We start from the raw sequence: 22,504 nt of genomic DNA, 5'->3' as shown, positions 1-22,504 counted from the left end.
GGCAGTCGCGCCGGGGCCCGGAGGGCGGGCAGTCGCGCCGGGGCCCGGAGGGCGGCCGGGCGCGCCGGGGCCTGGAGGGCGGGGGGTCGCGGCCGACTGCCGGGTTGGTGGGTGGGGACGGGTGGGGTGGGAGCGGGTGGGCAGCACGGGATCTCCCTCTGACGCGGGCGGGTCGAGTGGAGGGTGGGGTGAGGGCCGGTCACGCGGAACGGCTCGGCGTCGAGCCAACGCCGGTCGGCTTCGGGGTGAGCGCGGGGCTGGGGTCGCCGGCGTGGGGCTCGCCGTTTGGGGGTCTGGCAGTTAGCCTGGTCTCGGCGTTGTCAAATGTCAATGGTTAACAATCGACGATTTACACCGATGGAGGAAGATCGTGGGCGGACCGCTCGATCAGCTCGCCCGGCAGGCCGAGCGCAGCCCGGCGTTGTGGGCGACTGTTGTGCCGGCACTGCGGCAGATGATCGTCAGCGGCGCGCTCGCGCCGGGTCAGCACCTGCCCGAGGGTGAGCTGGCGACCGCGCTGGACATGAGCCGGGGCCCGATCCGCGAGGCGCTGATCGAGCTGGAGCGAGAGGGTCTCGTCGTGCTGCGCCGGCACCGCGGCGCTCAGGTCATCTCACTGACCGACGAGGACGTCGAGGAGATCTACACGCTCCGGCTGAGCCTGGAGCAGTTGGCGGTCAAGCGGGCACTCCCCCGGCTGACCGAAGCCCATCTGGCGGCGATGGACGACGTACTCGAGAAGATGCGGGCGCTCGGGCCGGACTACGAGCCGCAGACCGCGCTGGACCTGGACTTCGCGTTCCACGACGTGCTGTACCAGGCCGCCGCGCACGCCCGGCTGGATCGCGCCTGGCAGCAGATCCGCAGCCAGGTCGCGATGTTCCTGTACTCACGGCACGTCGCCCGGCCGGACTTCCACGAGATCGCGTACGCCGAGCACAAGGCGATCCGCGACATCATCGCCGGCGGCGACGCGACGGCCGCCGCCGAGGCGATCGACAACCACCTCACCGGCGCCTACCACCGCCTCATCGCCGCGCGGCACAACAGCTGAGCGCGGCGACGGGCGGCTTGCGGGCAGACGCACCTTGCAGGCAGACACGCCTTGCAGGCGGGCGGGGCTAGCCGGCGGCGCTTGCGTGCGGGTGGGCTTGTGTGCGGGTGGGGGTTGTGTCAGCGGACGGCGAGCGCGGTTGCCTCGGCGATGATCTGCTGGCGGCGTACGGCGGTCAGGCCGCGAGCCGCCGGCGTGTTCGCGTAGGTCGCGAGGACGGCGTACTGCTTCTGACCGAGCAGCGTGGTCATCGTCGAGACGGCCGACGGGGTCGCGTCGGAAGTCAGGATCAGGTTGGCGAGCCCGGTCGGGGTCGCGATCACGTCGAAGCTGCTTTCGACCGTCGAGCCGGCGACGGTCGCCTTCAGCACGTGCCGGCCGGCCGTCAGTGCCATGGTGTCGACAATCGAACCGTTGACAATCGGCGTGCCGTCGAGCGTGATCGCCAGCGGCTCCGCGGAATTGTTGCCGACAGCAACGCGCAGCTGTTGGGCGCGGTCGATCCGCTCCCCCGCCGCCGGGCTGAGGATGGTCGCGGCCGGCTTGACCCGCTGCGCGAAGGCGGCGTTCCAGCCGGCCAGTTCGGCCGGACGGTTCGTGATGATGCCGTCCACGCCCGCCTTCTCCAGCACGTTCCAGCGAGTCGCGTCGTCCACGGTCCACACGTTCACCGCGACCCCGGCCGCGTGCAGGTCGGCGATGATCCCCGGGCGGGTCTGGAAGGCGGCGTCGGACGGGTTGTACGCCGACAGCTCCAGGTCCTTGGCGATCGCGAGCGGATCCGGGTCGAGCGTCGACCGCAGCAGGCCGAGCGGCAGTTCCGGCGCGAGCTCACCGACCCACCGCAGGTGCTGCGGCTCGAAGCTCTGCACGAACACCCGGCTGCTCATCCCCCGGCTGTGGATCTCCTGCACAATCCGCTCGACCGAAGCGCGCGTGTGCTCACCCTTGACCTCCAGCAGCAGGTTGCCGCCACGCGTCTTGAGTCCGTCCAGCTGCGACGCCAGAGTCGGCACCCGCTGACCGACGTACGCAGGCGCGAACCAGGACCCGGCGTCCAGCCCGGCGACCTGCGCCGAAGTCAGCGACCGGACCGCACCCGTTCCGTCGGTGGTCCGGTCGACCGTGGTGTCGTGCAGGATCACTGGTACGCCGTCCTTCGTCGGCTGGACGTCGTTCTCGATCCACTCGGCCCGGGCCCGGCGGGCGACCTCGTCCGACGCGGCGGTGTTCTCCGGAGCCGCCGACGAACCACCTCGGTGTGCCCAGACCCGCAGCGGCGCACCGGGCTTGCGGATGAACGACTCCTTCGCCAGCGGCGTGACGGTCAGGTCGTCGAACGAGACGGTCGCCCCGTTGACGAGCAGTCCCTGCACTCCCGTCGTACTGCGGTTCACCATCGTGGTGCGGAGCGACTCGCGGCCGTCGACGTACCACGTGGCACGCGTGCCGCGGACCTCGACCGCGACGGCGACCTCCTTGCCGACACCGACCTGGATCGGCGCGGCGGCGGTGTCGGTGACGTTCCAGGTGTTGGTGGGTGTGCGCTGGGCGAACTCGAGACCGTTGGTGGCGGTGGAGCCGTTCCGGAGCGTCGCGATCGACCACGGGACCGCGCCGCTCGGGGCGAGGTCGAGCCCGAACGCGACCCAGCGGCCCGCGTCGAGGGCGGACTCGAAGCGCAGGTGGCCCTCGATCCGGAAGTCGGCCAGCGGGCTGCCGAAGGTGATCCGGCTCTGCTGGCTCGAGCTGGCCGAGGTGCCGACCAGGCGGCCGTTCTGCACCTTCCAGGTGCCGTCGACGGGCGTCCAGCCGGCGGGCAACGTCGTACCGTCGAAGGTCTCCTTGACCGTCGGCGTGGGCTCGGCTTGCTGCCCGGCATAGGGCTCAGCAAGCGGCTCCGCGACGGCCGTCGGTGCGGCTAGGAAGGCGGTAATGGTGGCTCCGGTGGCGAGAGCGGCCAGTACTGCACGGGGGCGGCGTGACATGAGCATCATGGCCAGGACCGTAGGAAACCGGCGCCAACAGCACCAGAGCAGGTGATGAATTAACCGCCAACGCCGGGTGGATCCACCGATGGGTGAGGATGGCGGCATGAAACCGGTGATTCTCGACGTCGACACCGGGCTGGACGACGCCTGCGCGCTCCTGCTCGCCGCCCGCCACCCCGAGCTCGACCTGAAGGCAGTGACGTGCGTCGGCGGCAACGTCGGGCTGGACGACGTTGTGGCCAACACCTTGACCGTCCTGGACGCTGCCGGGCGTCCCGACGTACCAGTGGCGGCCGGAGCCGCGGTGCCGCTGCTGCAACCCGTCCGCACCGCGCCCCACGTGCACGGCGCCGACGGACTCGGCAACCTCGACTGGCCACGCTCCACACGTACGGCGGGCGCCGGCCACGCGGTGGAACTACTCCGCGACGCGTTGCGTGCGGCCGCCGCGTCAGGCGAGCTGGTGACGCTGATCCCGCTGGCGCCGATGACGAACATCGCGCTGCTGCTCCGCACCTATCCGGACGCGGCGGCGGGCCTGCGCGAGATCGTCTTCATGGGTGGCGCGGCCGGGATCGGCAACGCGACCGCCTCGGCGGAGTTCAACATCTGGACCGATCCGGAGGCGGCGGCGATCGTGCTCACTGCTGCCGCGGAGCTCGGCGTACCGGTCACGATGTATGGGCTGGACGTGTTCTACGACGTGGTGATCTCGCTGGACCAGGCGCGGTCGCTGGGCGGGTCACCGAGTGCCGAGCTGGCGCGGAAGCTGATCGAGAAGCGCAGCGAGCTGTACGCGGCCGAGGGCGCGAGCATCGGCGACGGCGGCGCGGTCTGCGCGGTGATCGACCCGGCCGGGCTCACCACCCAGGCATTCCCGCTGCGAGTCGAGTTGTCCGGCAGCTGGTCGCGGGGACGGACGATCGTCGACACCCGCGATTGGACCGCCGACCTCACCACCGATCCACATGGGCCTTCGCCGACTGTCGTACAGGTGGCGACGGCGGTGGACAGCGCGCGGTACGCCGACCTCTGGCTCGGCACGGTCAAGTAGCCAGCAGTTCCTTCAGCCGGGCGCGGACACCGGCCATGAACAGCTCGAGCCCGGCGGCGAAGCGGTCGGGTTCAGTCGGCTCGGCCACCACGGCCGCGAGCGTCCAGTGTGCGCTGGTCTCGAAGACGGCCCGCGCCTGCGACTCGGGTACGCCGAGAGCGACAAGGGACCGGATCTGCGTGCGAACGAGTTCCGCGCGCGATCCGTCGCCCTGGTCGCGATCGGGCGTCGCCTTGGCCTGGATCAGCCCGGCCAGACCGGGATGGCCGGCGTAGAAGTCGCGCAACTCGAGCGCACCGGCCGTCGTCACCGCGATCCAGTCGTCGACACTGCGGACCTCGTCGTACGCCGTTCGGTCCGCGGCCACGAACTGGTCGAAGGCGTTCCGGGCGACCAGGTCGAGCAGCTCGTCCTTGTTGCGCACGTGGTGGTAGAGCGACGGCGCGCGGACCCGGAGGCGCTCGGCCACCGACCGCATGGTCAGGCCGTTCACACCGTCGGTCCGAATGGCCGCGAGCGCCGCGTCGGCGATCGCGCTCACCGAGATGCCTGCGGCCGTGTGGGACGAAGGATGACGTCGTTCGCTCACGAAACCTCGTTGTCGGCCGGCCCCTTCGGGCTGTCTAATGTCGTTAGACAGCCTACCCCGGAGGACCGCACCGTGCCTGGACTACGCCCGACCTATCCGTTGCGCACCGAACGGCTCGACCTGCGGCCGCACCGGATGGACGACCTGGACGACCTGTTCGCGTTCCACTCGCGACCGGAGGTGGTGCGGTACACGCCATGGCCGGTGCGGGACCGCGAGCAGACCCGGAAGGCGCTCGAGGCCAAGCTCACCCAGGATGCGCTGACCGAGCCCGGTCAGTGGCTCGTGCTCGCGGTCGAGCTGCGCGAGACGGGAACGGTGATCGGCGAGGCGCTGCTCAAGTGGGCGAGCGACACCGATCGTCAGGGCGAGATCGGGTACGCGCTGCACACCGACTACCAGGGCAACGGCTACGCCTCCGAGGCGGCGCGCGAGGTCCTCCGGCTCGGTTTCGACGAGCTCGGACTGCACCGGATCTGCGCGATTCTCGACGACCGCAACACCCCGTCGGCGATCCTGCTCGAGCGACTCGGCATGCGCCGGGAGGGGCATCTGATCGAGTGCGCGTTCTTCAAGGGCGCGTGGGCCAGCGAGTACGTCTACGCGCTGCGTGCGGACGAATGGCGCCGTACGCGCTCCTGACCTGCTGCTTTACTGGTGGCGGGGGTGGTTGCGGTGGGGATCGACAACCAGATCTACAACCGGATCGGCGACAGTTGGTGGGACGAGGCCAACCCGCTGAACATGCTGCACGGGAGCTTCACCCCGGGACGGTTCGCGTACTTCCGCGCCGCGCTGGAGCGGGTCGGGGTGGATCCGGCCGGGCTGCGGGCGCTGGACGTCGGATGCGGCGGTGGGTTCATGGCCGAGGAGTTCGCGCGGCTCGGGTGCGAGGTGACTGGCATCGACCCGTCCGCGGTCTCGGTCGGGACCGCGCGGCGGCACGCCGATTCGGGCGGGCTCGGGATCGACTACGCGATCGCCACGGGCGAGCGGCTACCGCTGGCCGACGAAACCTTCGACCTGGCGTACTGCTGTGACGTCCTCGAACACGTGTCCGACCTGGACCGTGTGATCGGGGAGACCGCGCGGATTCTCAAGCCCGGCGGGGTCTACCTGTTCGACACGATCAACCGGACCAGCGCGTCGAAGGTGCTGGCGATCAAGGTCATGCAGGAGTGGCGCCTCACCCGGGTCGTCGACGCCGAACTGCACTCCTGGGAGCTGTTCATCAAGCCGACGGAGCTCGCGGAGGTGCTGCGCCGGCACCGGATGCGGCTCGGCGAGATCACCGGCCTCGGGCCGCGGTCGAACAAGGCGGCGCTGCTGTGGAACTTTGCCCAGGCCCGGCGCGGGCGGATCAGCTTCGGACAGCTCAGCCGCTCGATGGACGTCGGCGAGGTGAAGGACACCTCGGTCTCCTACATGGGCTACGCCGTCAAAACCGACTGACGCTCAGCCTGCCCTCCGCTCAGCCTGGCGTCCGCTCAGCCTGGGCCGCCACGAAGCCTGGCCGACAGTCAGCCAGCAGCCTGGGCCGCCACCCAGCCTGGCCTCGGCTCGGCCTGGGCTGCGGGTCAGCGGGCGATTGGGATCTGCAGGGTCTGGCCGGGGACTACGTCGGCGGCGGTGCCCAGGTTGTTCAGGTCGGCGATCTTCTCGACCACGATGGCGGGATCCTGGGTCGGGTTCGTCTCCTGGGCGATCGACCACAGCGACTCGCCGGGCGCGACCTGGACCGGGACGGTGTGGGTGAAGTTCGGACCCGGCTCGAGGACGCCGGTGATCCGCAAGCCCAGGACGACGACAGCCGAGCCGAACACCAGCACCGAGAGCGCGGTGAGCAGCATCCGCCCGCGGCGTGTCAGCCGCAGCGGCGGCTCGGCGACCGCTTGACTCCGATGGTGGCGGCCGATCTCGTCCCCGGAGCAGGCACGGACCGGAAGCCGCTCGGTCGTCGTGCCGGCGATCCGCGGCTTGCGGCGAGGCCGGGCGTCAGGGGTCGTCTCGGGTGACCAGCGCCGCACCGGGACCGTCGGCGCCAAGGCCGTCGCGCCGTCGGTCACCAGCGCCGCCGCGCCTGTCGCCGCTGTGCTCATCGGATCCTCCAGACCTCGTTCAGACCTCGTCCTGCGGTGTCGATCCCTGTCTACCGGCCGCCTCCGACAGTTTTTCAACTGCCCCGACCGCCCCGGTCGGTTCGGAAGCTCCGTCGGCGACCCGGCCCGAACACCTGTTCGATCGAACGCCTGTACGAATGATTAACCGAGTGGCGCCCGTCGCGCAACCACCTCCAACCAGGACACGCCCAGGAAATTCCCGGAGCTCGCGCGCGCCTTATAACCGGACACACGAACAGACGTACGAACCGACACGCCTTCGAACAGATGTTTGAAGAATCTCAGGATTCGGTCTACGGTCATGTCAGTCGAGCAAGCTCGGCCGGCGGAGCGCCGGCCCGACCCGAGGAGCAACCACCGATGGCCAGGACGCCGAGCGGTTCCAGCAAGGACGACTCGTCCACGGACCAGACCGTCGCGGAGCAGACCGTGACCGAGCTGCCCGACGGCCCGGCCGACGCGACCGGGCTGACTCCGCGCCAGCGCCGGGTCCTCGACGTCATCCGCGACTCCGTCGACCGCCGCGGCTACCCGCCGTCGATGCGCGAGATCGGCGAGCGGGTCGGGCTGACCAGTTCCTCCTCGGTGTCGCACCAGCTCCGCGTGCTGGAGCAGAAGGGCCTGCTCCGCCGCGACCCGAACCGGCCGCGCGCGATCGAGGTCCGTTACCCGGGTGAGGTCGACGCTGCCGCGCGCCGGTCCACGCTCGGCTCGGTGCGCCAGACGACGTACGACGAGACCGGCGCCGGCGACGCGCACCCGGACGCCGCCTACGTGCCGGTGGTCGGCCGGATCGCCGCCGGTGGGCCGATCCTGGCCGAGCAGGAGATCGAAGAGGTCTTCCCGTTGCCCAAGGCAATGGTCGGCGAGGGCACGCTGTTCATGCTCCGGGTCAAGGGTGAGTCGATGATCGACGCGGCGATCTGCGACGGCGACTGGGTCGTGGTCCGCCAGCAGCCGACCGCGGAGAACGGTGACATCGTCGCTGCCATGATCGACGGCGAGGCGACGGTGAAGACGTTCAAGAAGACCAAGACCGAGATCCTGCTGCTACCACACAACCAAGCGTTCGAACCGATCGACGGCAAGGACGCGATCATTCTCGGAAAGGTCGTAACAGTTCTGCGCCGAGTCTGACATCTCAGACGGCGAGCGAAGTCGGGCGTGTCGTGTCAGCATTGAGTCATGACTGTCTATGACTTCAGCGCACGGCGGATAGAAGGCAATGAACAGTCTCTTGCCGATTTCCGCGACCAGGTGCTCCTGGTGGTGAACACGGCGTCGCAGTGCAGCCAGACCCCGCAGTACACCGGATTGCAGAAGCTCTACAAGACGTACCGGCGTCAGGGCTTCTCGGTGCTTGGCTTCCCCTGCGACCAGTTCGGCCACCAGGAGCCTGGTGACGAGAACGAGATCGCGAACTTCTGTTCGACGATCTATCACGTCACGTTCCCGATGTTCGCCAAGATCGACGTCAACGGCTCGAAGACGCTGCCGCTGTACAACTGGCTCAAGCGTGAGCAGGGCGGCCTGCTGGGCGGGCGGATCAAGTGGAACTTCACCAAGTTCCTGATCGGGCGGGACGGCGAGGTGATCGCACGGTACGCGCCGACCCATTCCCCCGAGAAATTGGCCGACAAGATCGAGGCGGCCCTCGCGGTTCCCGCACCCTCCCGGGAAGCGAACGACTGACTCACCCGTGCGGAATCGTGGCGGCGATTCCGCAGCGGCCGGCGTTGACGTGAAAAGCACCAGAGTTCCTGTTGGCATTGCCTGAAATCATCCCGGCAATGAGACACCTGAACACCATCCGTCGCACCGGCACAGGATTTCCGGTCGCATTCCGGACCATTCCGCCGAGCCGGCGCTGCCGGACTTTCTCCCCGCGCACGCGCACATTCGCGTGCATTCGCCCGGGATGTCCAATTACTGAGACGAGAACGGCCTTCGGCGTGTCGCGCGGCAATTGCGGACCAGACCGGGCCTAGCAGACCGGGCCGATCAGACGAGGCCGATCAGACTGGCGCCGATCAAACCAGCGTTTCAGACCACCACGGTCTCGGCGTCGATGTCGAGGCGGAGGCCGCGCCAGACGGGGTGGCGGAGGCGGGCGTCGGCGGCCCAGCCGGAGTAGGTGACCTCGGCGACCAGGACGGGGTCGAGCCAGTGCGCGATCCGGCGGTCGGAGGTCGGAATGGTGGCAGGATCGAACGCCGGGCGGTCGATCTCGAGGCCGGCGAGCTCGGCGCCGAGCATGTCCAGCGTGGCGAAGTCGAGGCCGGACCCGACCTTGCCGATCAGGAGCAGCTCACCCCCGGGTTCGGTGTAGGCGCCGCAGTAGAACGAGCCGATCTTGCCGACCCGGTTGCCCTCCCCCGGGTGCCAGCCGCAGAGGACCACGTCGCGGGTCTTCACCGGCTTGACCTTGATCCAGTCCGCGCTGCGCCGGCCCGGCAGGTAGCGCGACTTCCGGCGTTTCGCGACCACCCCTTCGAGCCCGGTCGACGCGGACAGCTCCAGCGCCGCGTCGCCGTCGTCGTACGCCGGTGGGGTCTCCCAGAACGGGTCGCCGATGTCGAGGGAGTCGAGCAGCCCGCGCCGGTCGTCGTACGGTGCCTCTAGCAACCACTTGCCGTCGAACCGGAGCAGGTCGAACAGCCGCACCGACACCGGCACCTCGGTGATCAGGCGCCGCAGTTGCCGCGGGTCCCGGACGTGCATCCGCCGCTGCAGCAGGCCGAACGAGGGTGCGCCGTTCTCGTCCAGGGTGACGATCTCCCCGTCCAGTACGGCGGGCAGCCGCAGTCCTGGCGCTTGCGCGACACCGATCAGCTCGGGGTACCCGCCGGACACGTCGCGGCTGTTGCGCGACCACAACCGGCAGACGCCGTCGTCCACCTCGGCGATCACCCGGATGCCGTCCCACTTCATCTCGTACGACCAGCCGGCCCCGGTCGGCATCTCCCCCGACGTCGCCATCATCGGCAGCACCGGCGGGCTGGTCACCGGACTCATGTCGCTTGCAATCGCTTCAACGCGCCGAGCACCTTCTCACGATCGGCAGTGGGCCACATCGGCGGCAAGGAGGCGCGCAGGAAGGCGCCGTACCGCTGGGTGACGATGCGGGGGTCGAGGATGGCGACAACGCCCCGGTCGGAGCTGCGGCGGATCAGCCGGCCGGTCCCCTGGGCCAGCAGCAGCGCGGCGTGCGTCGCCGCGACGGCCATGAAGCCGTTCCCACCCGCTTCGTCGACGGCGCGCTGGCGAGCGGCCATCAACGGCTCGTCCGGGCGCGGGAACGGGACCCGGTCGATGATCACCAGGTTGCAGGTCGAGCCCGGCACGTCGATGCCCTGCCACAGCGACAGCGTGCCGAACAGGGACGTCTCCGGGTCGTCGACGAACTCGCGGGCCAACTCCCCCAACTGCGCGTCGCCCTGGCACAGCACCTTGAGATCGGTCGCCTCCCGGACCGCTGCCGTCGCAGCTTCGGCGGCCCGGCGGGACGAGAACAGGCCGAGCGTCCGGCCCCCGGCGGCGGTCACCAGGTCGATGATTTCGTCGAACTGCTTCTGGCCGAGCCCGTCGCGATGCGGCGGCGGCAAGTGCTTGGCGACGTACAGAATCGCCTGCTTCTCGTACTCGAACGGGGAACCCACGTCGAGCCCACGCCACGGCAGCGGACCGGTCTCCGAGGTCTCCCCGAGATCCGGCATCTCGTCGTCGTCGGCCAGCTTGTCCGCCGGCCGCAGGCCCACCTGCCGGGCGATCGCGTCGAAGTCACCGCCGAGCGTGAGTGTCGCCGACGTCAATACGGCGGTGCGGTCCTTCAGCACGAGCTCGCGCAGCAGACCGGCGACCGTCAGCGGCGCGATCCGGAGCTCGCGGCCGAAGCGATCGCGGTCGGCCATCCAGACGACGTCCGCGTCGCTCAGCGCGGCCACCCGCTCGGAGACGTCGAAGATCTCCTTCACCGCGCCCTTCGACTGCCGCTTGGCGCCGTCAGGGTCGTCGTCCTTGTCGTCGGACTTCTTGTTGAGGTCGGAATACAGCGCGCGGGCGGCGTCGCGGACCAGCGCGGCTGCCTCGAGCACGGGGGCGTTCGACGGTTCGATCCGGCCCTCGCGGGTGCCGTCCAGGGCGGCCCGGAGCGCGTCCGAGGCGTCGATCAGGTCGTCGGCCTTGTCGTCGTCGACGAACCGGCGGGCCCGCTTCGCGGCGCGCTCGACCATCTGCGGCGACAGCTCGTCCCCGGCGGCGCCGGTCACCCGGGCCGGCAGCTCATGGGCCTCGTCGACGATGACGACGTCGTGCTCGGGCAGGACGGTGCGGTTCTCGAACGCGTCGATCGACAGCAGCGCGTGGTTCGTGATGACAATGTCGGCCTTACGGGCCTCGTCCTTCGCCTTCTCGGCGAAGCACTCCTCGCCGTACGGGCACTTCTGGGCGCCGAGGCACTCGCGAGCCGCGATCGCGACCTGCTGCCAGGCCTGGTACTGGTGGGAGGGCGCGTGGTCGCGGTCGCCGGCCTCGCCGTCGACCAGCTGCTGCTCGGCCCAGTCGCGCAACTCCAGGACCTGCTGGCCGATCTGGCCGGGTGGCGGCACGTCGATGAGCATGCCGTCGTCGTCCGGCGCGCCCTCGCGGATCCGGTGCAGGCAGGCGTAGTTGTTGCGGCCCTTCTGGATCGCGTACTTCGGGCGGCGCGGCAGCAGCTTCTCCGTCGCGTCGAGCAGCGCAGGCACGTCGCGGTCGACCAGCTGGGACTGCAGCGCCAGGGTCGCGGTGGAGACGACGACCCGCCGGTCCTCGATCGCGTGCACCAGCGCGGGCACGAGGTAGCCCAGCGACTTGCCGGTGCCGGTGCCGGCTTGGACCAGGAGGTGGGAGCCGTCATGCATCGAGGTGTTGACGGCCTCGGCCATCTCCACCTGTCCAGGCCGGGTCTGACCGTTGATTCCGGAGACAGCGGCTTCGAGCAGTTCGCGTACGTCAACTCCCACCGCCACACCCTAGCCCGCGGCACGGACAGATTTCCGGTCCGCCAGGCCAGGCTGTGGACAACCCCGCAAGCTAGACGACGGCCCCGCGGTCTGGCTGCGCGTCCCGGTCGACCTGCGGACGCTTCGGCCGCGGCGGCGGCGCCGGGTAGCGGCGCTCCAGCTCCAGCAGCAACGGTGCTGCCGTGAGGTTCGACGAGTAGGTCCCGACCAGGATGCCGAGCAGCAGCGCGAGCGCGAAGTCGGCCAGCGAGTCACCGCCCAGGAACAGCAGCGCGCTCAGGATGAACAGCGTCGAGATACCGGTGTTGATGGTTCGCGGCAGCACGTTCACGATCGCGGTGTCGATGACCGGGCCGAGGTTCTCGGTGGACCGGGCGCTGCGGGTCTCCCGGATCCGGTCGAAGACGACCACGGAGTCGTTCACCGTGTAGCCGATGATGGTCAGGATCGCGGCCAGGAAGATGCCGTCGATCGGTTTGCCGGTCCAGGCGAACACCCCGATCACGACCGCGACGTTCTGCAGCAGGGCCAGTACGGCGCCCGCGCCGTACGTCCAGCGGAATCGCGCGGCCAGGTAGAGCAGCTGCGCGAGCAACGCGATGCCGAGAGCGATCAGACCCTTGTTGCGCAGCTCGGTGCCCAGCGACGGGCCGATGCTCTCGTTGCGGATCAGCTCGGACCCGCCGCCGATCCGGGAGATCGACTCGCGGATCTTCTCGGCCTCGTCGTCGCTGATCGTCTGGGTCCGCACAGTGATGTCGTCGGTGCCGGACGCCTGGACCACCGCGTTCGGGTAGCCGGCCTCGGCGACCGCGGCACGGGCCTGGTCCGGCGTGATCCGCTGGGCCGTGCTGACCTCGAGGAGCCGGCCGCCGGTGAACTCGATGCCGAGGTTCAGCCCGCGGACCACGATCCCGGCGACGGCGACGACGATCACCGCGGCCGTGATCAGCAGCCAGCGCCGGCTGTGCTGCATCAGCGACGGACGCTTCGCCTCCAGCCACGTCCGGACCCGTCCGTGGCCGGCGATACCGCTGATTCCCGGGCGCTTCATGACGAACTTGCGGGAGACGAGGAACTCCGCCAGGACCCGCACCACGACCAGGGCGGACAGCAGCGACGCGATCACACCGATGCTCAGCGTGACACCGAAACCGCGAACCGGGCCGGCGGCCAGGACGAACAGCAGGCCGGCGGCCAGCAGGGTGGTGATGTTGGAGTCGGCGATGGCGGACAGCGCGTTCTGGAAGCCGCTGCGCAAGGATCGGCGCAGGCCGTCGGTGCGACCGGCGATGTAGTCCTCGCGGGCCCGTTCGAAGACGAGCACGTTCGCGTCGACCGCCATACCGATGGCGAGGACGAAACCGGCCAGGCCGGGCAGGGTGAGGGTCGCGCCGAGCGCGGTCAGCGCGGCGTAGGAGATTCCGGAGTAGGCGATCAGGCCGAGGACGGCCATCAGGCCGACCAGGCGGTAGACCAGGATGATGAACACCGCGGTCAGCGCCAGGCCGATGATCGCGGCCGTCGCGCTGGCCTGGATGGCGTCCTTGCCCAGCGACGGGCCGACCGTGCGCTGGTCGATCACCTCGACCGGCAGCGGCAGCGCGCCGCCGGAGATCAGCGCGGCCAGATCCTTGGCCTCCAGCTCGGTGAAGGAGCCGGTGATCGTGGTGGTGCCGCCGCCGATCCCGACGTTGCAGAGCTGGTTGCCGCCGTTCGGATCGACCTGCGGCGCGCTGATCACCTCGTTGTCGAGCACGATCGCGATCTGCCGCTGGGGCGTGTTGACCGGCTGGCAGGCCGCCTTGCCGGTGATGTTCGCCCAGATCTTGCCGCCGTCGCCCTGGAAGTTCATCTCCACGAACCAGCCCTGGGCGGCCTGCTGCGGGTCGAGCCGGCCTTCGGCGCCACTGACCAGCTCACCGGTCATCGCCGGCTTGGCCAGTCGCAGGAACCCCTGGCCACCGGCTTCCGGAGGCAGGTAGGTCTCCCCGGCGGCCGGCTTGGCCGGCTTCGTCGCGACCTGGTCGAGCACCTCGTGGAAGGTGAGCTGCGCGGTCTTGCCGATCACCTCGGCCGCCTCGCGCGGGTCCTGCACACCGGGCAGCTCGACGATGATCCGGTTCTCGCCCTGCCGGGTCACGCTCGGCTCGCTGACGCCGAGCGCGTCGATCCGGCGGTGCAGCACCTGGATCGCCTTGTCGGTGTTGGTCTTGTCGGCCTTCACCGTCGGCGAGTCGTTCGCCTGCAGCACGATCTGCGTGCCGCCGCGCAGGTCGAGCCCGAGCTTCGGCTGGGCCGTCAGGACGACGTACGTCGACAGGGCCAGCACGACGAGCGCGAGCAGCGCACGGATGATGGACGACCGGTTCACAACTGCCTCCGGAGCTGGGCACCCGCCGCGCGGGTGTCATGAGAACGAGCACACCACGGCCGGCGTGGAACGCACAGTGTACGAAGTCATTCAAGCGTATCGGCGCGGCCAGGGAGTGCCATGGCATCAGGTCGCAACCGAACTGATTGACGCGTCAGGTGAGCACGCCCTAGCTTCTCAGCACCCTCGTTCCGTAGTCACCTGCGGACCGACGGTGATCACCCCTCCGCCCCGGTGGGTGATGAGTTCCCTGAGGAGGAACCGTGCGTCATCGCATCAGTCTGTCCCTCGCCGCCGCCGCTCTGGCACCGGCACTCGCCCTGGCCACCGCCGGCACCGCCGGCGCCGCGCCCACGCCCGAACCGCAGCGGATCGTCCCGGTCCAGCTCGCCAAGGCCGAGGCCGGCGTGACCGCGGTCAAGGACACCTACATCGTCGAGCTCAAGAAGGGCGTCCGGCTGAAGAGCGGGCTCGGCATCGCGCCGCAGCGCCAGTTCAGCACGGCGGTCAACGGGTTCAGCGCCAAGCTCAGCGCGGCTCAGGTCGCGGCTCTGCAGAAGAGCCCGGACGTGGTCGCGATCTCGCAGGACGTGTACGTGCAGAACGTGCTCGACGCGACCCAGACCAACCCGCCGTCGTGGGGGATCGACCGGATCGACCAGCGCAACCTGCCGCTGTCGCGGTCGTTCACCTACAACCGAACCGGCTCCGGCGTGCACGCCTACATCATCGACTCCGGCGTCGACCCGTCGCACCCGAACTTCGGCGGCCGGGCCACCTTCGACTTCAACGGCATCGACTCCAACAACACCGACTGCAACGGGCACGGCACCCACGTGGCCGGCACCATCGGCTCGGCGTCGTACGGCGTGGCCAAGAACGTCCGGCTGCACGGCGTGAAGTGGCTGAACTGCAGCGGCGGCGGTACGGCGTCCTCGGCGATCGCCGCGGTCGACTGGGTGACCCGCAACGCGGTGAAGCCCGCGGTGGCCAACGCGTCGTGGAACTTCAGCGCGAACACCACGCTGGAGAACTCGCTGCGCGCCATGATCAACTCCGGCGTCTTCCTGGCCGCGTCGGCCGGCAACACCGGCGCCAACTCGTGTGACCGGCTGCCGCGCAAGATCTCGACCGCCCTCGTGGTCGCGGCGTCCACGAGCACGGACGCGCGGGCGTCGTACTCGAGCACCGGTGCGTGCGTGGACATCTACGCTCCGGGCTCGGCGATCGTGTCCACGCTGCCCGGCAACACCACCGGGTCTTACAACGGCACCTCGATGGCCACGCCGCACGTAGCGGGTGTCGCGGCTCTCTACCTGCAGGGCAGCCCGTCGGCGAGCCCGGCCACGGTGAAGTCGTACATCGAGACCAACGCCACGCCCAACGTGATCAGCGGAGGCTCCACCGGCGGCACTGTGAACCGCCTGCTGTACAGCAACGGCCTGTAGGCCACGGGGACGCCCCCGAGGTCACTCGGGGGCGTCTATCCCGTGCTCGATCGCGTAGCGGACCAGCTCGGCCCGGTTGTGGAGCTGCAACTTGCGCAGGGTGTTCTGCACGTGGTTCTCCACCGTCCGGTGCGACAGCACCAGCCGGGTGGCGATCTGCCGGGCAGTCAGCCCTCGCGCGACCAGCCGGAGCACCTCGGTCTCCCGCTCGGTCAGCTTCGGCACCTCAGGCCCCGACGAGTCGGTCCCGAGTCGCCGGTACTCCCCCAGCAGCAGGCCGGCCAGTCCGGCACTGAACACGGCATCGCCTTCGGCAGTACGCCGTACTGCGTCGTCGAACTCGTCCAGCGACGCCGACTTCACCAGATAGCCCGACGCGCCGTTCTTCACCGCGGCCAGTACGTCGTCCTGCTCAGCGCTCGCCGAGAGCACCAGGACCCGGGTGTCGGGCAGTGCTGTGGTGATCTCCCGGGTCGCGTCGACACCGGAGCCGTCGCCCAGCTGCAGGTCCATGACCACCACGTCCGGCCGGGTCGCGAGCGCGATCTTCACCGCGCCCGCGACGTCCGAGGCGGTCGCGCACACGTCGTACCCGCGACTGCCCAGGTCCCGAGCGACGCCCTCGCGCCACATCGGATGGTCGTCGACGATCATTACGCGCGTCATGCCGTTCCTACCTTCAGTTCCCACTCTGTGCCTTCGCCGGGGGCGGTCCTGACCGTGACCGAGCCGCCCAGGTCGGTGATCCGGCCGCGGATCGACTGACTGACACCGAGGTGCCCGTCGGTCCGGGCCTGCTCCAGCCGGGCCGGCGTCGTACCGGCTCCATCGTCGCGGATCGACACCAGCACCTCGTCGCCGAGGTCCTCGACCACCACCCAGGACCGGGCGTCGGAGCCGGCGTGCTTGTCCACGTTGCTCAGCGCTTCCTTGACCGCGGCAACCAGCTCCTCGGCGACGGCGGCCGGCATCAGCACCTGCCCGGCCGGCACGACGACGTCCACCCGCGTGGTGGCCAACGGCAGCAACAGGCCGCAGAGATCGGTCCGGTCGCCCTCGGCCACCGTCGGCCGGGACGACATCAGGGTGCGCAGGGCAACCTCCTGCTCGGCGGCCAGCCTGGCCAGCTCGACCGCCTCGCCGCCGATCGCAGTGCCGCGGCGCTGCACCTGGGCCAGCACCTGGAGCACGCCGTCGTGGATCGACCGGCTGAGCCGGAGCCGCTCGGCGGTCGCGCTCTCGGCGGCGATGGCCTTCCGGAGCCGGACTCCCGCCTGACGCATGGTGGAAGCGGCGTACCCGACGACCAGACCGGCGACCAGCAGGAGCTGGACGTTGCTGAGGATCTTGGAGACGTTGTCGACGCCGCGCAGCGACAGCAGCACCAGGCTGATCGTCGCGGCGCCGAGCAGGCCGCCGTCGCGGCCGCGCGAGATCGCCAGCGCGATCACCGGCCCGGCCGCCCAGACCGAGGTCAGCACCGAGGCGCCGGCCCGGATGTCCAGCAGCGGCTGGGCGAGCAGCGTCGCGTACATGCAGCCGACCGTGATGACCAGGTCGGCGAACGCGAGCCTGGTGTTGCGCCGCCCCCACCGTCGGCTGTAGCCGATCGAGGAGATCACCGTCCAGATGCCCATGATCGCCAACTGGAGGACCGCCCCGGACGGCCGGACGATCCCGTCCCACCTGGTCCAGACGCCGAAGCACGCGAACACCCAGGTGATCAGCCGGAAGACGACCAGCGCGCGCCACAACGGCTGCAGCAGGTCGACCGAGTCACGCTCCACGCGGACAGTCTGCCAACCGCAACGGTCCGGCCGCCTGAGTAGTTCCCCGTGACGATGCAGGATTCCCCGCGGGTTTCCGGGATTTTCCGGTATGTGCTTCAGGAATCGCCGATTTTGACCTACTGTCGCGCAGAACACGCTCGGGGGAGCTCTGAACACGCCGCGTCACCAAGCGCGGCGTGTGTCCATATAACTACGGAGGGGAATCGTGCGCAAGCTACCCGCCGGGCTTTTCAGCCTGGCACTGGCGGCGACTGCTGGGGTGGGTCTCGCCACAGCCGGTAACGCCGCACAGCCGTCCCAGCAGGTGGACGCCGCGCAAGTCGCGGGCGAGGCGTCCGGCCGGGACGAACTACCGAGTCCGCTCGAGGACAAGCGTCGCGAGCTGCGCCAGGAGGCCCTGACCAAGGTGCTGAACGGCCAGGCCAAGGTCGAGAAGCGCGGTGCCAGCACCGTGGTCAACCTGGGTCCTAAGGCCAAGGGCGCGACGGGTGTCAAGAACGCGGCCGGCCGGGTCGACCAGTACGTCGAGCTGGGCCGGGAGAAGACCGACCGGATCTTCGTCGTGCTGGCGGAGTTCGGCAACGAGCGGCACCCGAGCTATCCCGACCAGGACACCTCGGCGGCGTTCCCGGGCCCGGCGACGTTCGAGGGGCCGCTGCACAACGCGATCCCGGAGCCGGACCGCTCGGTCGACAACTCGACCGTCTGGCACCCCGACTACAACCGCCAGTACTTCCAGGACATGTACTTCGGCACCGGCAACTCGGTGAAGAAGTACTACGAGAAGCAGTCGTCCGGGCGCTACAGCGTCGACGGCGAGGTCACCGACTGGGTCAAGGTCCAGTACAACGAGGCCCGCTACGGCCGGTCCAACGGGTTCCCGTGCGGCGGCAACGTCTGCAACAACACCTGGGCCCTGGTCCGGGACGCGGTGAACAAGTGGGTCGCCGACCAGAAGGCGGCCGGCCGCACCACCGCGGAGATCACCGCCGAGCTGAAGACATTCGACCAGTGGGACCGCTACGACTTCGACGGCGACGGCAACTTCAACGAGGCCGACGGCTACATCGACCACTTCCAGATCGTGCACTCCGGCGGCGACCAGGCCGACGGTGACCCGTGGCAGGGTGAGGACGCGATCTGGTCGCACCGCTGGTACGTCGGTCTGGCCGGCGGCCCGGCCAACAACCCGGCCGGCGGCACCCAGCTCGGCGACACCGGGATGTGGGTCGGCGACTACACCATCCAGCCGGAGAACGGCGGCATCAGCGTCTTCGCGCACGAGTACGGCCACGACCTCGGTCTGCCGGACCTCTACGACACCTCCGGCCCGGCGGTCGAGAACCACGTGAACTGGTGGTCGATCATGGCGCAGAGCCGGGTCGGCAAGCCCACCGACGGCGGTATCGGCGAGCAGGCGGCCGACTTCGGCGCCTGGGAGAAGCTGCAGCTGGGCTGGCTGGACTACGAGATCGTCAAGGCCGGCCAGAACCGGACCCTCGAGCTCGGCCCGCACGAGTACAACTCGAAGAGGGCCCAGGGCCTGGTGGTCACGCTGCCGAAGAAGGAACGGGTCAACGAGCTCGTCCCGCCGGCGGCAGGCAGCAAGTCCTGGTGGAGTGGCCGCGGCCACATGCTCAACAACACGATGAGCCGGCAGGTCGCGATCCCGGCGGGCACCACGACGCTGAGCTTCAAGGCCAACTGGGACATCGAGGACTGCGGCACGACGGCCTGTGACTACGCCTACGTCGAGGTGAACGACGGCACCGGTTACAAGGCGATCCCGGGCAGCATCGCCAACGCTGCCGAGGGCAACGGTATCGACGGCACCAGCAACGGCTGGGTCGACGCGACCTTCGACCTGTCGGCGTTCGCCAACAAGACGGTCGGCCTGCAGTTCCGGTACAGCACCGACCCGGCGGCGGGTGGCAAGGGCTTCTTCGCCGACGAGATCAAGGTGACCAACGGTTCGACCACGCTGGTCACGTCCGGTGCGGAGGCGACCCCCGAGGGCTGGACGCTGAACGGCTTCAGCTCGATGGGCGCAAGCTTCACCAGCCTGCACGACAACTTCTACCTGGCGTCGCACATCAACTACGTGGCCTACGACCAGCACCTGCAGACCGGCCCGTACAACTTCGGCTTCACGAACACGAAGCCGGACTGGGTCGAGCACTTCCCGTACCAGGACGGCCTGCTGGTCTCCTACTGGGACACCTCGGTGGACGACAACAACACGAACGAGCACCCCGGCTCGGGTCTGATCCTGCCGATCGACTCGCACCCGGTCCCGATCAACAAGCTCGACGGCACGCTCTGGCGTCCGCGGGTGAGCGGGTACGACGCTCCGTTCGGTCTGGAGAAGGCGGACTCGTTCACGCTGCACACGAACGGCCAGCCGAGCTACATCCGTGGCCAGGCCGGTGTGTCCACCTTCAACGACAGCAAGACCTACTGGTACGCCGAGCAGCCGAGCGCCGGGGTGAAGGTCCCGAACAACGGGGTCAACATCAAGGTTCTCGAGCGCAACGGCACCACCATGAAGGTCATGGTGTCCAAGCGCAGCTGATGCATTGAGCGCCGACGGAAACGGCCCCCGGGTTCTCCCGGGGGCCGTTTTCCGTTGCTGAGAGCCTGTTACTGCTGGGCGGCCGCCACCTGGTACGGCGTGAGGTCGCCGGCCAGCGCCGGGTGGACACGGGCGCTGACCCGGGTGCCTTCGGCGGTGTGCTCGAGCTGGTCGACCGAGCCCTCGGAGTGGATCCGGGAGACCAGGTCGCCGCGCTCGTACGGCAGCAGCAGGTCGAGGGCCACGTCCGGCTGCGGCAGCGAGGCCTCGACCAGCGTGCGCAGCTTGTCGATGCCCTCGCCGGTGTGCGCCGACACCACCAGCGCCCGCGACTCGCGGTGCAGGATCGGGGCCAGCGCGATCGGGTCGGCCACGTCGGCCTTGTTGATCACGATGATCTCCGGCACGTCGGACGCGCCGATCTCGGCCAGCACCTCGCGGACCGCCTGGATCTGCGCCAGCGGGTCGGGGTGCGAACCGTCGACCACGTGCAGCAGCAGGTCCGCGTCCGCGACCTCCTCCAGCGTCGAGCGGAACGCCTCGACGATGTCGTGCGGCAGGTGCCGGACGAACCCGACGGTGTCGGTGAGGGTGAACACCCGGCCGTCGGACGTGGTGGTCCGCCGGGTGGTCGGGTCCAGGGTCGCGAACAGCGCGTTCTCGACCAGGACGCCGGCGCCGGTGATGCTGTTCAGCAGCGAGGACTTGCCCGCGTTGGTGTAGCCCGCGATCGCGACCGACGGGACCAGGTTGCGGCGGCGCTCCTGGCGCAGCGTCGACCGGGTGCCCTGCATGGACTTCAGCTCGCGCCGCAGCTTGGCGATCTTGGTGTTGATCCGGCGCCGGTCGGTCTCGATCTTGGTCTCACCGGGACCACGGCCACCGATACCGCCGCCGGCCGCGCCGACGCGCCCACCGGCCTGGCGGGACAGGTTGCCACCCCAGCCCCGCAGCCGCTGCTTCATGTACTGCAGCTGGGCCAGCTCGACCTGGGCCTTGCCTTCCTTGCTCTTCGCGTGCTGGGCGAAGATGTCCAGGATCAGCGCGGTCCGGTCGACCACCTTGACCTTGAGCCGGTCCTCCAGGTTGCGCAGCTGCGCGGGAGCGAGCTCGCCGTCGGCGATCACGGTGTCGGCGCCGAGCGAGGCGACCAGGTCGCGCAGGTCGGCCACCTTGCCGGAGCCGATGAAGGTCGCCGGGTCCGGCTTCTTGCGGCGCTGGATCACGCCGTCCAGCACCTCGGAGCCGGCGGTCTCGGCGAGCAGCTTCAGCTCGGCCAGCGAGTTCTCCGCGTCCTCGGCGCTGCCCTCGGTCCAGACGCCGACCAGCAGCACCCGCTCGAGCAGCAGCTTGCGGTACTCGACCTCGCTGATGTCGGTCAGCTCGGTCGACATGCCGACCACGCGGCGGAGCGCCTGGCGCTCCTCGAGCTCGAGGCCCCCGGTGCCAAAGCCTTCGGGGCCCAGGTCTGAGTCCTGACCCGTCAACGAATCGCCGGAGTCATCGCCCTGGATCAGGTCGAGTTCGACGTCGGTGGTCTCGTCGTAAAAGTTCGAATGGGTCGTCATATACCTTCCATCGTGGCACGGGCCACCAGTACAGGCGACCCGATTTCAGACGTCAACGCCCCACGCCCCGGCTGAATTCCCGTTCAGGCAGGCAACCAGGCCCGGTCGAAGTCGCCGCGAGCGTGAATCACGGCCGGTCCGGTCATCTCGATGTGGTTGTCCGCACGCCACGTGACGGTCACAGAACCACCGGGTACGCCGACACGGTAGGTGACCGGCTTCGCCTGCCGGGCCTGGCGGGCCGACGCCACCGCCACCGCGCACGTGCCGGTCCCGCAGGACCGCGTCTCCCCCGAGCCTCGCTCGTGGACGCGCATGTCGACGTCGTTGGGCCCACGCCGTACGACGAACTCCACGTTCGCGCCGGCTGGGAAAGCATCCTCCGGCGACCACAGCGGCTGGTCGACCAGGTGACCGGGCTCGCTCAGGTCGTCGACGAACGCGACGGCGTGCGGGTTGCCCATGTCGACGTGCGTGGCCGGCCACTGGTGCCCGTTGGCCTCGACCACGATGCCGGCCGGCCCGGGCAGCACCGGCTCGCCCATGTCGACGGTGAAGGTGCCGTCGTCGTTCTGGACGACCTCCCTGATCCCGGCGCGGGTGCCGACCCGGACCGGCTTGTCGCCGGCCAGCCCGGCGTCCACCAGGTACCGGACGAACACCCGGATCCCGTTGCCGCACATCTCCGCGATCGAGCCGTCGGAGTTCCGGTAGTCCATGAACCAGTCGCCGCCGTCTTCGACGTACGACTGCTTGCCGCCCTCGATCACCCGCAGGACGCCGTCCGCGCCGATCCCGGCGTGCCGGTCGCAGAGGAACCGCACCAGCCCGGCGTCGAGGTCCCCGTGGATGGTGCCGTCGGGGTCGGGCAGCAGCACGAAGTCGTTCTCGGTGCCGTGGCCCTTCAGCCAGGGAAAGGTGGTCATGGGGAAGATCGTACG

18 protein-coding genes are annotated in these 22,504 nt (G+C 69.6%); 8 read left to right on the top strand and 10 right to left on the bottom strand.

Annotated elements, in window-relative coordinates; translation table 11 throughout:
• Positions 1-370 precede the first annotated feature (370 nt).
• Positions 371-1,054 carry a GntR family transcriptional regulator gene (locus tag ACWCOV_RS33310; protein ID WP_449833323.1) on the top strand — a complete coding sequence of 228 codons (684 nt, stop codon included), beginning with the start codon at positions 371-373 and terminating at the stop codon, positions 1,052-1,054.
• A 119-nt stretch (positions 1,055-1,173) separates the two neighbouring features.
• Here ACWCOV_RS33310 and ACWCOV_RS33305 read toward each other — a convergent pair whose 3' ends face one another.
• Positions 1,174-3,051: a glycerophosphodiester phosphodiesterase gene (locus ACWCOV_RS33305; protein ID WP_449833322.1), complete on the bottom strand. Its 1,878-nt coding sequence runs from the start codon at positions 3,049-3,051 to the stop codon at positions 1,174-1,176.
• A 97-nt stretch (positions 3,052-3,148) separates the two neighbouring features.
• Here ACWCOV_RS33305 and ACWCOV_RS33300 point away from each other — a divergent pair, with 97 nt between their 5' ends.
• A complete protein-coding gene (locus ACWCOV_RS33300; protein WP_449833321.1) occupies positions 3,149-4,099 on the top strand; it encodes a nucleoside hydrolase in 951 nt (316 codons plus the stop codon).
• Here ACWCOV_RS33300 and ACWCOV_RS33295 read toward each other — a convergent pair.
• Positions 4,092-4,688, bottom strand: a complete 597-nt coding sequence (locus ACWCOV_RS33295; protein WP_449833320.1) for a TetR/AcrR family transcriptional regulator — start codon at positions 4,686-4,688, stop codon at positions 4,092-4,094. The two genes, ACWCOV_RS33300 and ACWCOV_RS33295, sit on opposite strands and share 8 nt — an antisense overlap.
• Before the next feature lie 72 nt (positions 4,689-4,760).
• Between ACWCOV_RS33295 and ACWCOV_RS33290 the strand changes: the two genes are divergently transcribed.
• Both ACWCOV_RS33290 and ubiG read left to right on the top strand, forming a co-directional pair.
• The gene (locus ACWCOV_RS33290) at positions 4,761-5,330 is read left to right on the top strand and encodes a GNAT family N-acetyltransferase (RefSeq protein ID WP_449833319.1); all 570 of its coding nucleotides are present in this window, start codon (positions 4,761-4,763) and stop codon (positions 5,328-5,330) included.
• 33 nt (positions 5,331-5,363) lie between these two features.
• Complete coding sequence (gene ubiG / locus ACWCOV_RS33285; RefSeq protein ID WP_449833318.1) at positions 5,364-6,140, top strand: bifunctional 2-polyprenyl-6-hydroxyphenol methylase/3-demethylubiquinol 3-O-methyltransferase UbiG; 777 nt, start codon at positions 5,364-5,366, stop codon at positions 6,138-6,140.
• A 125-nt stretch (positions 6,141-6,265) separates the two neighbouring features.
• Here the strand turns inward: ubiG and ACWCOV_RS33280 are convergent, their stop codons facing one another.
• Positions 6,266-6,787 carry a LysM peptidoglycan-binding domain-containing protein gene (locus ACWCOV_RS33280; RefSeq protein WP_449833317.1) on the bottom strand — a complete coding sequence of 174 codons (522 nt, stop codon included), beginning with the start codon at positions 6,785-6,787 and terminating at the stop codon, positions 6,266-6,268.
• Between the two features lie 381 nt (positions 6,788-7,168).
• On the opposite strand from ACWCOV_RS33280, the gene lexA reads away from it, so the two are divergent.
• Together lexA and ACWCOV_RS33270 are read left to right on the top strand one after the other, a co-directional pair.
• A complete protein-coding gene (lexA, locus tag ACWCOV_RS33275; RefSeq protein WP_449833316.1) occupies positions 7,169-7,945 on the top strand; it encodes a transcriptional repressor LexA in 777 nt (258 codons plus the stop codon).
• 48 nt (positions 7,946-7,993) lie between these two features.
• Complete coding sequence (locus ACWCOV_RS33270; RefSeq protein ID WP_449833315.1) at positions 7,994-8,500, top strand: glutathione peroxidase; 507 nt, start codon at positions 7,994-7,996, stop codon at positions 8,498-8,500.
• Between the two features lie 351 nt (positions 8,501-8,851).
• On the opposite strand, the gene ligD is transcribed toward ACWCOV_RS33270, so the two are convergent.
• The 3 genes from ligD to secD all read right to left on the bottom strand — a co-directional run bounded on the left by ligD (position 8,852) and on the right by secD (position 14,185).
• The gene (gene ligD, locus ACWCOV_RS33265; protein WP_449833314.1) at positions 8,852-9,823 is read right to left on the bottom strand and encodes a non-homologous end-joining DNA ligase; all 972 of its coding nucleotides are present in this window, start codon (positions 9,821-9,823) and stop codon (positions 8,852-8,854) included.
• Positions 9,820-11,817, bottom strand: coding sequence for an ATP-dependent DNA helicase (locus tag ACWCOV_RS33260; protein ID WP_449833313.1), 1,998 nt, complete (start codon positions 11,815-11,817; stop codon positions 9,820-9,822). Before ACWCOV_RS33260 ends, ligD begins: the two co-directional genes overlap by 4 nt.
• 64 nt (positions 11,818-11,881) lie before the next feature.
• Entirely contained in the window at positions 11,882-14,185 is a 2,304-nt protein-coding gene (gene secD, locus ACWCOV_RS33255; protein WP_449833312.1) for a protein translocase subunit SecD, read from the bottom strand.
• Positions 14,186-14,448: 263 nt separating this feature from the next.
• On the opposite strand from secD, the gene ACWCOV_RS33250 reads away from it, so the two are divergent.
• On the top strand, positions 14,449-15,633 hold the full coding sequence (locus tag ACWCOV_RS33250) for a S8 family peptidase (RefSeq protein ID WP_449833311.1): 1,185 nt from the start codon (positions 14,449-14,451) through the stop codon (positions 15,631-15,633).
• A 21-nt stretch (positions 15,634-15,654) separates the two neighbouring features.
• On the opposite strand, the gene ACWCOV_RS33245 is transcribed toward ACWCOV_RS33250, so the two are convergent.
• Both ACWCOV_RS33245 and macS read right to left on the bottom strand, forming a co-directional pair.
• A complete protein-coding gene (locus ACWCOV_RS33245; protein WP_449833310.1) occupies positions 15,655-16,299 on the bottom strand; it encodes a response regulator in 645 nt (214 codons plus the stop codon).
• Positions 16,296-17,420, bottom strand: coding sequence for a MacS family sensor histidine kinase (macS, locus tag ACWCOV_RS33240; protein WP_449833309.1), 1,125 nt, complete (start codon positions 17,418-17,420; stop codon positions 16,296-16,298). The genes ACWCOV_RS33245 and macS overlap by 4 nt, the downstream gene beginning before the upstream one ends.
• A 208-nt stretch (positions 17,421-17,628) precedes the next feature.
• Here macS and ACWCOV_RS33235 point away from each other — a divergent pair, with 208 nt between their 5' ends.
• Positions 17,629-19,995, top strand: a complete 2,367-nt coding sequence (locus ACWCOV_RS33235) for an immune inhibitor A domain-containing protein (RefSeq protein ID WP_449833308.1) — start codon at positions 17,629-17,631, stop codon at positions 19,993-19,995.
• A gap of 68 nt (positions 19,996-20,063) precedes the next feature.
• Here the strand turns inward: ACWCOV_RS33235 and hflX are convergent, their stop codons facing one another.
• Positions 20,064-21,563: a GTPase HflX gene (gene hflX, locus ACWCOV_RS33230; RefSeq protein WP_449833307.1), complete on the bottom strand. Its 1,500-nt coding sequence runs from the start codon at positions 21,561-21,563 to the stop codon at positions 20,064-20,066.
• 83 nt (positions 21,564-21,646) lie between these two features.
• A complete protein-coding gene (gene dapF / locus ACWCOV_RS33225) occupies positions 21,647-22,489 on the bottom strand; it encodes a diaminopimelate epimerase (RefSeq protein WP_449833306.1) in 843 nt (280 codons plus the stop codon).
• Positions 22,490-22,504 lie beyond the last annotated feature (15 nt).

The organism is Kribbella sp. NPDC002412, from assembly GCF_053592935.1.
Note: the sequence above shows the minus strand (reverse complement) of the source record. Positions and strands in the feature narration are given on the sequence as shown.

Excerpts from the sequence above, each read along its gene's own strand:
- ACWCOV_RS33305 (WP_449833322.1), bottom strand. The coding sequence starts at position 3,051 with ATGATGCTCATGTCACGCCGCCCCCGTGCAGTACTGGCCGCTCTCGCC.
- ACWCOV_RS33300 (WP_449833321.1), top strand. The coding sequence starts at position 3,149 with ATGAAACCGGTGATTCTCGACGTCGACACCGGGCTGGACGACGCCTGC.
- ACWCOV_RS33280 (WP_449833317.1), bottom strand. The coding sequence starts at position 6,787 with ATGAGCACAGCGGCGACAGGCGCGGCGGCGCTGGTGACCGACGGCGCG.
- lexA (WP_449833316.1), top strand. The coding sequence starts at position 7,169 with ATGGCCAGGACGCCGAGCGGTTCCAGCAAGGACGACTCGTCCACGGAC.
- ACWCOV_RS33270 (WP_449833315.1), top strand. The coding sequence starts at position 7,994 with ATGACTGTCTATGACTTCAGCGCACGGCGGATAGAAGGCAATGAACAG.
- ligD (WP_449833314.1), bottom strand. The coding sequence starts at position 9,823 with ATGAGTCCGGTGACCAGCCCGCCGGTGCTGCCGATGATGGCGACGTCG.
- ACWCOV_RS33245 (WP_449833310.1), bottom strand. The coding sequence starts at position 16,299 with ATGACGCGCGTAATGATCGTCGACGACCATCCGATGTGGCGCGAGGGC.
- hflX (WP_449833307.1), bottom strand. The coding sequence starts at position 21,563 with ATGACGACCCATTCGAACTTTTACGACGAGACCACCGACGTCGAACTC.
- dapF (WP_449833306.1), bottom strand. The coding sequence starts at position 22,489 with ATGACCACCTTTCCCTGGCTGAAGGGCCACGGCACCGAGAACGACTTC.